This is a genomic window from Pedobacter nutrimenti, assembly GCF_032678445.1.
Taxonomy (GTDB): domain Bacteria; phylum Bacteroidota; class Bacteroidia; order Sphingobacteriales; family Sphingobacteriaceae; genus Pedobacter; species Pedobacter nutrimenti_A.
On the sequence record NZ_JAVTSQ010000019.1, the window covers coordinates 79,813 to 92,451 of the forward strand.

Annotated in this window: 11 protein-coding genes; 8 read left to right on the plus strand and 3 right to left on the minus strand. The window is 40.4% G+C overall.

Features of this window, described 5'->3' with window-relative positions:
* Window positions 1-30 precede the first annotated feature (30 nt).
* Window positions 31-804 (minus strand): outer membrane beta-barrel protein, encoded by a 774-nt coding sequence (locus R2S08_RS26590; protein ID WP_316837966.1) that lies wholly within the window; start codon window positions 802-804, stop codon window positions 31-33.
* Entirely contained in the window at window positions 801-1,532 is a 732-nt protein-coding gene (ubiE, locus tag R2S08_RS26595) for a bifunctional demethylmenaquinone methyltransferase/2-methoxy-6-polyprenyl-1,4-benzoquinol methylase UbiE (protein WP_316837967.1), read from the minus strand. Before ubiE ends, R2S08_RS26590 begins: the two co-directional genes overlap by 4 nt.
* Window positions 1,533-1,576: 44 nt before the next feature.
* Here ubiE and yihA point away from each other — a divergent pair, with 44 nt between their 5' ends.
* The 4 genes from yihA to R2S08_RS26615 are packed head-to-tail and all read left to right on the plus strand — an operon-like array spanning window position 1,577 to window position 6,809.
* On the plus strand, window positions 1,577-2,212 hold the full coding sequence (yihA, locus tag R2S08_RS26600; RefSeq protein ID WP_133778767.1) for a ribosome biogenesis GTP-binding protein YihA/YsxC: 636 nt from the start codon (window positions 1,577-1,579) through the stop codon (window positions 2,210-2,212).
* A 7-nt stretch (window positions 2,213-2,219) separates the two neighbouring features.
* Entirely contained in the window at window positions 2,220-3,080 is an 861-nt protein-coding gene (locus tag R2S08_RS26605; RefSeq protein WP_316837968.1) for a UbiA-like polyprenyltransferase, read from the plus strand.
* 11 nt (window positions 3,081-3,091) lie between these two features.
* Window positions 3,092-4,807: a M3 family oligoendopeptidase gene (locus R2S08_RS26610; protein WP_316837969.1), complete on the plus strand. Its 1,716-nt coding sequence runs from the start codon at window positions 3,092-3,094 to the stop codon at window positions 4,805-4,807.
* Window positions 4,808-4,859: 52 nt separating this feature from the next.
* Window positions 4,860-6,809 carry an amino acid permease gene (locus R2S08_RS26615; protein WP_316837970.1) on the plus strand — a complete coding sequence of 650 codons (1,950 nt, stop codon included), beginning with the start codon at window positions 4,860-4,862 and terminating at the stop codon, window positions 6,807-6,809.
* 36 nt (window positions 6,810-6,845) lie between these two features.
* Here R2S08_RS26615 and R2S08_RS26620 read toward each other — a convergent pair whose 3' ends face one another.
* Window positions 6,846-8,798, minus strand: a complete 1,953-nt coding sequence (locus tag R2S08_RS26620; RefSeq protein ID WP_316837971.1) for a KUP/HAK/KT family potassium transporter — start codon at window positions 8,796-8,798, stop codon at window positions 6,846-6,848.
* A 280-nt stretch (window positions 8,799-9,078) separates the two neighbouring features.
* On the opposite strand from R2S08_RS26620, the gene R2S08_RS26625 reads away from it, so the two are divergent.
* The 4 genes from R2S08_RS26625 to bcp all read left to right on the plus strand — a co-directional run bounded on the left by R2S08_RS26625 (window position 9,079) and on the right by bcp (window position 12,453).
* Window positions 9,079-9,504 (plus strand): T9SS type A sorting domain-containing protein, encoded by a 426-nt coding sequence (locus tag R2S08_RS26625; RefSeq protein WP_316837972.1) that lies wholly within the window; start codon window positions 9,079-9,081, stop codon window positions 9,502-9,504.
* Window positions 9,505-9,642: 138 nt separating this feature from the next.
* Window positions 9,643-10,254: a fumarylacetoacetate hydrolase family protein gene (locus R2S08_RS26630; RefSeq protein ID WP_133778772.1), complete on the plus strand. Its 612-nt coding sequence runs from the start codon at window positions 9,643-9,645 to the stop codon at window positions 10,252-10,254.
* 5 nt (window positions 10,255-10,259) lie between these two features.
* Complete coding sequence (locus R2S08_RS26635; protein WP_316837973.1) at window positions 10,260-11,984, plus strand: M23 family metallopeptidase; 1,725 nt, start codon at window positions 10,260-10,262, stop codon at window positions 11,982-11,984.
* Between the two features lie 7 nt (window positions 11,985-11,991).
* Window positions 11,992-12,453 carry a thioredoxin-dependent thiol peroxidase gene (gene bcp / locus R2S08_RS26640; protein ID WP_316837974.1) on the plus strand — a complete coding sequence of 154 codons (462 nt, stop codon included), beginning with the start codon at window positions 11,992-11,994 and terminating at the stop codon, window positions 12,451-12,453.
* The last annotated feature ends 186 nt before the right edge of the window (window positions 12,454-12,639 follow it).

The following is a 12,639-nucleotide window of genomic DNA, read 5'->3' on the forward strand; positions in this document are numbered from 1 at the left end:
ACAAAAATATAAATATAATGAGCCTAAACACTATTCAAAGAATAAACTGAATGTTACATGACGCAACATGAGCTTGTCTATAGGGGTTGAATAGGCATTGTTGTCCTGTTTTAAGACACTTCCGAAGGAGGAGGAATATTTAATTTCGGGAGACATTTTAAAGTATTCAAAATAAAGATCAAAGCCAATCCCTGCCTCGTAAGAAAAATATCCCTTACGGTTTTTCAGAAACTTATCAATGGCCGCATTGCCTTGATCATTCGTTTTTTTGGCAGAAGAAATATCCATAGAATACTTAGCCCCACCCAATAAATAAGCCCTGAAATTGTTAAGACGGTCAGACTTCACTTTGAGACCAAGTGGAATTTCCACCATTGTAGCCTGCACTTTCTGCTCTTTGAACGGCAGAGAATTAGGAACTGGTACTGCTGGTGACTCATATTCGTAATCGAGCAAACGATCATTAAAAATCAGAATTGGCGTAAAACGGACATCTGCATGTTCGCTCAGCCTGGTGTTCACAACAAACCCAACGCCAAAGCCAGGAGAAGATTTCGCAGTTATGGATTTTAGCCCGGGTGTGATTTGAGTAGATGTGCCAGGAGAGGTATCATTAGGTCCCTGTACTTCATAGAAAGGCTGCCGCCACTCTGCTTTTTTAAACACTTTGTATTGAGAGGACAAATATTGAAAGGTAAAACCAAAATGAATGGCATCGTCATCTACCCCGCCACCCCAGTTCTGGGCTTTAGCGAAGCTGCAGATGAATAAACAGGAAGCCATTAAAAATAGTTTTCTGATCATTTAATCCCTGTATATATTGAACTTATTCCAAATGTTAACGAAATATGTTTTGTTTCTTTAAATCCCAGCCTATCCATCAGGTCAGTAAATGCTTTGCCATCAGGAAAGGCGTTTACCGATTCTGGAAGATAAGTATAAGCTCTTGCATCTTTAGAAAAAATCTTACCGAATACCGGAAGAATATGCTGAAAGTAAAAATTATATCCCTGTTTAACTGGAAATGTTTGTGGTTTCGAGAATTCCAGCACAACGATTTTGCCTCCGGGCTTCAACACCCTGAGCATATCCGCCATTCCTTTTTCCAGATTCTCATAATTACGAACGCCATAAGCAACAGTGATTGCATCAAAATGATCGTCTTCAAACTGCAGTTTTTCAGAATCCCCAATTTTCACAGAATATATGCCACCCAACTGACGTTCTTCAATTTTTTTACGGGCCACTTCCAGCATACCTGCAGAAATATCTACCCCAATGATCCGCTCCGGATTCAGGATCTTAATGGCTTCAAATGCAAAATCGCCTGTTCCTGTAGCCACATCAAGCATCAGCTTTGGCTGAACAGATTTCAGTTCCCTGATCGCCCTTTTGCGCCAAATAATATCTATTCCAAGGGAAAGAAAATGGTTCAGGAAATCATAGGTTTTAGAGATATTGTTAAACATATCTGCAACCTGCTCCTTCTTAGTAGCAGATTCTGACTGGTATGGGGTTATTTTTTCATTCATGGTTGTGCAACAAAGATAAGTAACTAATTTTCTACCTTTGTAAAATGATTATAAAATCAGCAACATTCATTTGCAGTAATACCAAGGTTTCGGCTTTGCCTATTGCAAATATGCCCGAATATGCATTTATTGGGCGCTCAAACGTAGGAAAGTCTTCATTAATTAACATGCTGGTCAACCAGCATGGCCTGGCAAAAACTTCCCAGAGACCTGGAAAAACCCAGCTTATCAACCATTTCCTGATCAACGAGAAGTGGTATATTGTCGATTTACCTGGTTATGGATACGCTAAAGTATCCAAGAACAGCCGTGAGAAGTGGGAGAAATTTATCCGCCACTACATCACTAAAAGAGAAAGCCTTCAGTGCGTATTTGTTTTAATAGACAGCCGCCTGGAACCTCAAAAAATTGATCTGGAATTTTGCTGCTGGCTCGGCGAATGTCAAATTCCTTTTGCACTGATCTTTACCAAAGCGGATAAACAATCTGCGGTAAAAACAGATCAGAATGTAGCCCAGTTCAAAAAGTCACTGAGCGGGTGGTTCGAAGAAATCCCGCCATATGTAATCACCTCTGCAGAAAAGGCACAGGGAAGAGATGAAGTACTCCATTTTATTGAACAAGTAAATCATGACTTTGTCATGCCGGACCTGAGCGCAAAAGAGAATTCCCAACAATAAAAACTTTATGAAGAAGTATTTTTCACTCGTGCTTTTCGCACACTCGGTTTTTGCACTACCATTTGCACTCATCGGATTTTTCCTGGGCATCACAACAACAAATACGCCCTTTCATTGGCTGCTGTTTGTATTGGTTTTGCTTTGCATGGTCTTTGCCAGAAATTCTGCAATGGCCTTTAACCGATATCTGGACAGAAATATCGACGCTAAAAACCCCCGAACTAAAATGAGGGATATTCCCGCGGGTAAAGTTTCTGCTAATGAAGCCCTGATCTTTGTGATCATTAATTGCATCTTATTTATGATCGCCACTGCTTTCATTAATAAGCTTTGTTTTTATCTTTCACCTGTAGCCTTATTTGTCGTATTATTTTATAGTTACACCAAGAGGATTACGGCGTTGTGTCATATGGTCCTTGGTCTAGGTCTCTCCCTGGCCCCCATTGGTGCTTATATTGCGGTAACCGGTCACTTTAGCCTGGTTCCTGTACTCTATTCTTTTGCAGTGCTGTTCTGGGTAAGTGGTTTTGATATTATCTATGCCTTGCAGGATGAAGACTTTGATAAAGAAGAAAAACTACATTCCATTCCTGCCGCATTAGGTATCCGCCGGGCATTGAATTTATCTGTGGTCCTACACATTTTTTCTGCGCTGTGCGTTATACTCCCGATCTTTTTCGTTCCCTTTAGCTGGGTCTACTATATTGGAGTTGCATTCTTCTGCTTTATGCTGATCTATCAACACCTGCTGGTGAAACCAAATGACATCAGCAAAGTAAACAAAGCATTTGCAACCACCAATGGATTCGCTTCGGTGATATTTGCCCTTTGCTTTTTAGTGGATACCTTTATAAGAACTCATTTTTAATTTTAGAATCTATGATTAACTTGACCATACCTACAAAAAACAGACATTATATTCCGCAGGAACTGGATATAAAATGGGATAACCTATCTCCTATTTTCGACGAACTTCTTGCCCGGCAGATAGACAATGCAGCAGCACTTGAACAATGGTTAAAAGACAAAAGCGAACTTGAGGCCGCACTCGAAGAGGATTTCGCCTGGAGGTATATCAAAATGAGCTGCGATACTGCCAACGAAGATCTGGTGAAGGATTTTCAATACTTTGCTACCGAAATAGAACCAAAAATAGCTCCTCTGGCCAACCAGCTGAACCAAAAGCTTGTAGCCAGCGCTTATATAGATGAGTTAGATAAAGACAAATACTTTGTTTACCTGAGAGCAGTGAGAAAAGCCCTGGAAATATACAGAGAAGAAAACATTGAACTTTTCACCAAATTACAGGTTGCCCAGCAGAAATACCAGTCTGTAACCGGTGCGATGAGTGTAATTCTCAATGACCAGGAATATACCCTGGAACAAGCTTCCAATTTTCTGAAAGACACCAGCAGAACTGTACGCGAAGAGGCCTGGAAAACCATTCAGCAACGTCGTCTGGTAGACAAAGACACCTTAAATCTGTTATTTGACGAATTGGTGGCTATGCGCAACCAGGTGGCGCTAAATGCAGGCTTCGAAAATTACCGTGATTACATGTTCCAGGCTCTTGGAAGGTTTGATTACACCCCTAAAGATTGTTATGATTTCCATGAAGCCATTGAAAAGGAAATTGTTCCAATACTCAAAGAGCAGGCAGAAAACCGGGCACATTTATTGGGTCTTGAAGTACTTAAACCCTGGGACCAGGAAGTAAGTACCAGCGGAAAGCCGGCTCTTAAGCCTTTCAAAAATGGACAGGAACTGATTGACAAAAGCATCGAATGCTTTAACGCTATAGATCCAAAACTAGGACAAATGCTTGCCATTATGAAAGCAAATAACCTGTTTGACGTAGAGAGCAGAAAAGGAAAAGCACCTGGTGGCTACAATTATCCCCTTGCTGAAACCGGAGCACCTTTTATCTTTATGAACTCTGCAAACTCCCTGCGCGACCTTACCACAATGGTTCATGAAGGCGGACATGCTGTACATACTTTTTTGACGGCAAATCTGGAACTGAACGATTTTAAACATTGTCCTTCAGAAGTTGCAGAACTGGCCTCTATGAGTATGGAGCTGATGTCAATGGATCATTGGGATGTTTATTTCGACAAGGAGGAAGACCTCATAAGAGCAAAAAAAGAGCAATTACTGGATGTATTAAAAACACTTCCATGGGTAGCGGTTATTGATCAGTTCCAGCACTGGATCTATACCAATCCTACCCATAATGCGGCCGACAGAGAGGAAGCTTTCCAGCAAATTTACAAACGCTTTGGTGCAGGTTTCTCTAATTGGGAAGGACAGGAAGCCGAATTTAAAAATATCTGGCAAAAGCAATTGCACCTTTTTGAGGTACCATTTTACTATATAGAGTATGCTATTGCACAATTAGGAGCCATAGCCATCTGGAAAAATTTCAAAGAGCAGCCTGAAAAAGCACTGCAGCAATATCTTGATGCATTGGCGCTGGGTTATACCAAACCAATGAACGAGATTTATGAAACTGCAGGGATCAAATTCGATTTCAGTTCAAAATACATTAATGAATTGGCCACCTTTGTAAAAAATGAACTGGACAAATTAGCTTAGTTTCAATCCTAATTTATAAGTTTGAGAAAACAACCAGACTAACCACTAACTTATGTTTGAAAAGCTATTTAGAAAAAAATCCATCACCAAAATACTGGAAGATGCAGAAAAAGGATATGGTGATCATGGCTCACACCTACACAAAACATTAGGCGTAAGAGATTTAACAGCTTTCGGCATAGCAGCCATTATTGGAGCTGGTATTTTCAGTACCATTGGAAAAGCCAGTGCAGATGGTGGCCCGGCAGTAATCTTTCTTTTTATTTTTACAGCCGTGGCCTGTAGCTTTGCAGCCTTTGCCTATGCAGAGTTTGCCTCTATGGTACCGGTTTCAGGGAGTGCATACACCTATTCTTATGTAGCTTTCGGGGAGCTGGTGGCCTGGATCATTGGCTGGTCCCTGATTATGGAATATGCCATTGGGAACATCACTGTTGCCATATCCTGGTCAGATTACTTTACCAGTTTGCTTGCCTCTATACATATACCGGCATTAGGAATTACAGGGATTCATCTGCCAGACTGGATGACCATGGATTATCTGACTGCTTTTAACGGGCATAAACATGCGGAAGCGTTAATCAATGCGGGTAAAAGCTATACCAATCTGGACGAAGCAACCAAACTGGCCAATAACGCCTGGATCACTGCGCCGAGAATTGGCAATTTCCATGTGGTTGCAGATCTTCCGGCATTGGGTATTATCATTTTTATTACCTGGCTGGTATACAGAGGCATGAAAGAATCAAGGAATGCCAGCAACGCAATGGTCGTTGTCAAACTGGCTGTAATTCTTCTGGTGCTGTCTGTGGGCATCTTTTATGTCGACACCAACAACTGGAACCCCTTTGCCCCCAATGGGGTGAGTGGTGTCCTCAAAGGGGTATCTGCTGTGTTTTTTGCCTATATCGGATTTGATGCCATTTCTACAACTGCAGAAGAATGCAAGAATCCGCAGCGCGACCTTCCAAAAGGCATGATGTGGGCTATTATCATATGTACCATATTATATGTAGCCATTGCTCTGGTATTAACAGGCATTGTAAATTATAGTCAACTGGCCGTAGGAGATCCTTTAGCTTTCGTGTTTGATCACATTAACCTGAAACTAATGAGTGGAATTATCGCCGTGAGTGCCGTATTTGCCATGGCTAGTGTATTGTTGGTGTTCCAGATGGGCCAGCCAAGAATCTGGATGAGCATGAGCCGCGACGGTTTGCTTCCAAAATCCTTTTCAAGGATTCATCCCAAATACAAAACCCCATCTTTTGCAACTATCGTTGTCGGATTTGTGGTTGCTGTTCCTTCTTTGTTTATGAACCTGACCATCGTCACAGACCTCTGCTCGATAGGTACCCTTTTTGCCTTTGTTCTGGTTTGTACCGGTGTGCTTGTACTACAAAACAAACCCGATGTGAAAAGGGGAAAATTTAAAATCCCTTATGCCAATTCCAAATACATTATACCGGTTGTCGCCGTTGCTCTCCTTGTATTGGCCTTTACCAAATACAAAAAAGAAAGCAGTGATTTTCTATACAATACACCTAAAGTACAGGAGCCGATCAGCCTGATTACCTCTCTAAACAAAGAAGAATTACAGTCGGTACAAAACCAGATCAAAACTACGCAAAGTGCCTCGCAGCTTAGCGGGAAAGACATAGACGCGGAAGCTTATCTCGGCAACCTGTCTGCAGAAGATTATCAAAAATTTGTAGATCAGACTTCTATATCTGCAAACAAGAAATATGAAAGCGGCTGGAGCCTGTTTAAACACAAAATCCCAATGTGGATCTTCTTTTTTATCTGTATCTTCATTTGCTATTATTGTATAACAAAAAACCTGTCATTAATCCCTGTTCTGGGCTTAATCTGCTGCTTGTATATGATGTGTGAACTGGGTATCTCCAATTGGATCGGCTTTGGCATCTGGCTGGTTGTCGGATTGGTTGTTTATTTCTTGTATGGATTTAAACACAGCAAACTTAACCTTCAAAATAAGTAAAAAAAGAAGAGGATGGCCTTATCATCCTCTTCTTTTTTATACAGACAATCTGTTCAGTTCTATATCATCTGTTGGAACAAAGATCAATGGAACTTTTTCCACGTCCACATAGCTGGAATCCAAACCAAAACCACGTTCTTCAGACAGACTTAGTCTTTTCAGAATGAAATAATAATAAAGAACAGACTGCTCATAAAAACTCAATGAAGTAAATTTAGACAAATGTTTTTCCAGTAATACAAATCTGAAATCACCTGCAATTTTATGTCTTTTCAACGAAGTATACTGGCTTGTGATATCCACTTCTCCGTTTTTCACCAACTCCTCTACCACTTTTCTGTATAATAAATTGACTTTCTGCTCTACACGAAATCCAAGTTTAAAATCAATGCGGATCAATTTTCCGGGAATCAGGAATTCAACCTTATAGTCACTGGTAAAAGGTTCATCTACCACATCAACATGCACCAGCCAGTAAATATCTGCCCGTTTCGGTTCCTTCTGTATAATAGAATAGATGATCTTAGATTCTATCTCCGTTTTAAAATTTGCACTGGTGAGGTAAACCAATTGAGAAGAGTATTTTGGAACGGATTCATCCCTGCTTAATTCGTCTATAATTTCATAATAATCTTCAATCTCTACATATTTAACAAATCTGTTCTTGATCTTTCTGGCAATAAACCAACTCCACATCACGGTAAAAATAGTGGCCCCAATAAACAAGGTTACAAAACCTCCATGCAGGAATTTGGTCATGTTACCGGCAAGGAAAGCCAGTTCTAATAAACCATAGACCAGTACAAAAATGGCGATCAGGTAGCCAGGAACTTTCTTCATCAGCATGTACACGGCTACTAAAATCGTAGTAGACAGGAAAGTCAGGTTAATAGCCAATCCATACGCTCCCTCCATATGAATAGATTTCTTAAAGATCAAGACCACCATAATACAACCCGCACAAAGCAGCCAGTTGATGGAAGGAACATAAATCTGTCCCTTCTGGTTACTTGGATAATTGATCCGTACTTTTGGCCAAAGATTTAACCGAACTGCCTCTGCTATTAATGTAAAAGATCCAGTGATCATAGCCTGGCTGGCAATAACCGCCGCGATAGTTGCCAGGGCAACCATCGGCAATAAATAAGAATCGGGAACAATCTGATAAAACGGATTCTGTGTCGCATTATAGCTTGGGTGCTGAAGTAACCAAACTCCTTGTCCAAGGTAATTCAGCACCAATGTCGTTTTAACAAAGATCCAGCTGATGTGGATATTCTGTTTGCCACAATGTCCAAGGTCAGAATACAGGGCTTCTGCTCCTGTCGTACAGAGAAATACCCCACCAAGAATGACAAGCGCTTTAGGATTCGTAGCCAATAAATGATAAGCATAATACGGATTTAAGGCCCTGATGATTGAAAGGTCCTGAACTACAAAAATAATACCCAAAAAACCCAGTGTTGCAAACCAGAGGAACATGATTGGACCAAATAATTTACCAACTGTGCTGGTTCCAAATTGCTGGATAACAAATAAAACGACAATGATACCCAAGACCACCGGAATTACCTGGAACCATGGAAACTTCATCTGCAAACCTTCAATAGCTGTAGTTACCGTAATACTTGGAGTAATGATCCCGTCGGCTAATAAAGCACAGCCTCCGATCATAGCAGGAATAACCAGCCATTTTGCCTTCTTACGAACCAAAGAATACAAAGAAAATATTCCTCCCTCTCCTTTGTTGTCTGCCCGAAGTGTGATGACAACATATTTAATAGTCGTTTGAAGGGTGAGGGTCCAGATGATACAAGATAAAGCACCCAGTACCACCATTGGAGTAATGGCCTGCCCTGCATCATCAACTGTATTAAAGATTGCACGAAGCGTATATAAAGGTGACGTACCAATGTCACCATAGACTATCCCTAAACTGATGAGTAATCCAGCAAAGGATAGATTATTTAAGTTTTTTTTATTCGACACGTGTATATAAATCAGATTCGGAATTAACAGATATAAAACGCTATATTCACGCTTATAATTTAATGACTGAAAATCAACAAGTTACAAACAGTTAAATTTGAGATACGTTAAAATCTGTTAAATATTGTTAAATGTTTCTTTTCTAAACAAAATATTTGATTTTTTTGTTTTATAATTTATATTTTTGCTGCTACTAGATATGAATAAACTGTCCAAAATAACGCTCTGTGTATACGTCTCTTGCATTACCTGCATTGGTATAATGTGCAGCATGGATGCTATGGCTCAGAAATCGGACAGTATCTATTACAACAGCAAGGTAAAAAAGGTCAATAAAACCCCTCAAATCAAAACAAATATACAGTCCTACAGACCTGTTTTTGATTTTATTCCTTACAACAGCCTGCTGATGAGCAGCAAAACCGCAGCTTCCAAATCTGATAAAATACTTACCGTACTTAAAGTTTATCCAAATCCTGTGGATGACCAGATCAATGTAAGTTTAAAACTGGAACGCGAAACCAATCTTTCTATTAAAGTTATGGACCTTTTGGGTAATGAGGTAATTACACTCATGAACGAACGTTCCCCATCTGGAGAAATTACCAAGAGCTTTACAATTCCTAACCGCTTAAACAGTGGAATTTATTTCCTTCGGATTGTTGCAGGTGCGGAAACCAGCGTAAAACGAATCTCCGTTTTATAGTTTTCAGCTATTCTTTACTACTTTTACTTCCTTTAACAACACCATTTCCGTATGAAACCATCATGAGTTTACCCTCAAAAAGTAAAGAATGAAACTCCTGATAGCTTCATTACAGATGAAAAACAAATTTATATTCCAATGAAAGTTATTGCTATTGGCCGCAATTATGCCGCTCACGCTAAAGAATTGAATAATCCCATCCCCTCTGTTCCGGTTATTTTCATGAAACCAGATACGGCTGTTCTGAAAGATAACAAACCTTTTTACCTTCCGGAATTTTCTTCAGACATCCATTACGAATTGGAAATTGTCTTAAAGATCTGCAAAGAAGGCAAACATATTCAAGAAAAGTTCGCAGCCAATTATTTCGAAGAAGTGGGTTTAGGTATAGACTTCACAGCACGCGATATCCAAAGCCAGCACAAAGAAAAAGGATTACCCTGGGAACTTGCCAAGGCCTTTGATAACTCTGCTGCCATTAGCAGCTTTGTACCCAAATCAAAGTTTGAAAATCTATATGATCTGCAATTCGAACTACAAATCAACAAAGAAACACGTCAAAATGGAGATACTAAAAATCTGCTCTTCCCGTTTGAAAAAATAATAGCCTTCGTTTCACAATACATTACTTTGAAAAAAGGAGACCTGATCTTTACCGGGACCCCAGAGGGTGTTGGACAAGTCCACGCTGGTGATCATCTTGAAGCCTGGCTTGCCGGAGAACAATTACTTAATTTCCATATAAAATAATTTTAATGTTCAGACCTTACGCCGTACTCCTTTACTTTATACTGAGTTCCTTTTTCGCCAACGGACAGCAAATCTTTAGCGGCAACAAATATCCGCAATTTGATTTCCATCCACCGCTGGACATTACGCCTCCCGCCCTTGCAGGGTCATTTGGAGAAATCAGGCCTAACCATTTTCATTCCGGTATGGACTATCGCACCAACCAGCGCGAGGGTTATCCGGTATATGCGGTAGCTGACGGATACGTTTCCCGGATTCGTGTACAAAATAGTGGTTTTGGGCAGGCGCTTTATATCAATCATCCTAATGGCTACACCACGGTATACGGACACCTTCAACGCTTCAATCCTAAAATAGCGCAGCAGGTTGAAAAAATACAATATGAGAAGAAATCTTTCGAAATAGATGAATTTCCGGCAGCCACTCTGATTCCTGTTCGTAAAGGAGATCTGATTGCCTGGTCTGGAAACCGGGGTAGTTCAGGTGGTCCACACCTCCATTTTGAAATAAGAGATACCAAAACAGAGGCAACCATAAACCCACAACTCTTCGGCCTGGACATCCCGGATAATATTCCGCCGGTCATCTATGCGATGTATATTTATCGCCTGAATAAACAAGCCTTTAACGAGTTCACACCAAAGCAGTATTTCCAGGTGGGTGGCGGTGCCGGAAAATATCATTTGAACCAGGTCAGTACCATTCACCTCGGTGGAGAAGTTGGATTCGGAATTACGGTAACGGATAAACACAATGGGGCATCAGGTACCAATGGCGTGTATTCTATAGAACTGGAAGTAGATGGGAAACCAGTATACACTTCCGCTTTGGAGCGTTTTAAATTCGAAAATAGCAAAGCCGTAAATTCCCATATCGACTTTCCTGCATTTTTGAACACCAAACGTACCATTCAAAAAAGCTTCGTTGATCCCGGTAACCCTATGGGAATCTATTTCAACCTGGTTAACAACGGAAGAATTGAGTTCGAAGAAGGAAAGACTTATGCACTCAAATACACCATTACAGATGCAAAAGGGAATCAAAGTGTCCTTGCTTTTAATGTTCTGGGAGACAGCAAAGCAACTATAGCTTCAAAAACCCTTCCGGCAGGCACTCTTTTTCCCTACAATCAAGTTAACGAATTCAACAACAACCAGATCAAGGTGATCATTCCTGCGGGAAACCTCTACAACGACCTGAACTTTATCTATGCAGAACATGCAAGACCTGCGGTAAATGCATATTCTGCTGTTTATCAAATCCATAACACCCTCACCCCATTACACACAGGGTTTGAATTATGGATCAAGGCCGATTCCAGTTTGAACAAGTATAAAGACAAAGCTGTAATCGTCAACACTGGCAGATCTTCTCAGGGAGGTTATTTTGAAAACGGCTATGTTAAAGCGAAACCGAGAAGTTTTGGAAGCTATTTCATCTCTATCGACACTATTGCTCCAACCATAGTTCCCGTCAATGTTTCCAATGGGCAAAGTATGAAGGGGATTAGTAAAATGACTTTTAAAATAAGAGATAACCTTTCCGGAATCAAAAGCTTTAACGGCTATATTGATGGAAAGTGGGCTCTTATGGAATTCGATGCCAAAACGGCTACCTTATGGCATAGCTTTAATGACCAAACCGGCAGTTCCGGCAAACATACCTTAAAACTGGTTGTTGACGATGTAAAGAACAACGTTAAAACCCTAACTATTGATTATTACAAATAACAATCCTATGAGCGAATTAAAAGAAGGCCAGAAAGCCCCTGAATTTACATCAACAGACCAAAATGGCGCTGCTGTGTCCCTGTCTCAGTTTACAGGAAAAAAAGTAGTCTTATATTTCTATCCAAAAGATGATACCCCTGGTTGTACAGCAGAAGCCTGTGATTTCAGGGATAATTATCAGGGCTTAACGGCAAAAGGAATCGTGGTTCTTGGTGTCAGCGTAGATGATGAAAAATCACATCAAAAGTTCGTCACCAAACATAGCCTGCCATTTACCCTGGTGGCTGACACAGATAAAAAAATCGTTGAGGCTTATGGCGTTTGGGTAGAAAAAAACATGTATGGAAAGAAATACATGGGTATCGCACGTAAAACCTTCCTGATCGACGAACAAGGTATCATTACGCATATCATTGAAAAAGTAGACACCAAAAATGCCACCGCGCAGGTTTTGGAACTACTAAAATAAACCTATTAACGGAAAGGAATTTAGGCCGCTAGTGTATAACTAAATTTCTTTCCTGATCAATTTAAACGGCATCAGCGCATTTGCCTCTGCATTTAGATAAAAAATCTACCTTGCCCTCTTCTGCAATAGAACAGCAATGCCCGTTTCATTTTCTCCTTCTACCCGCTTCTAACACCTGATCGAATG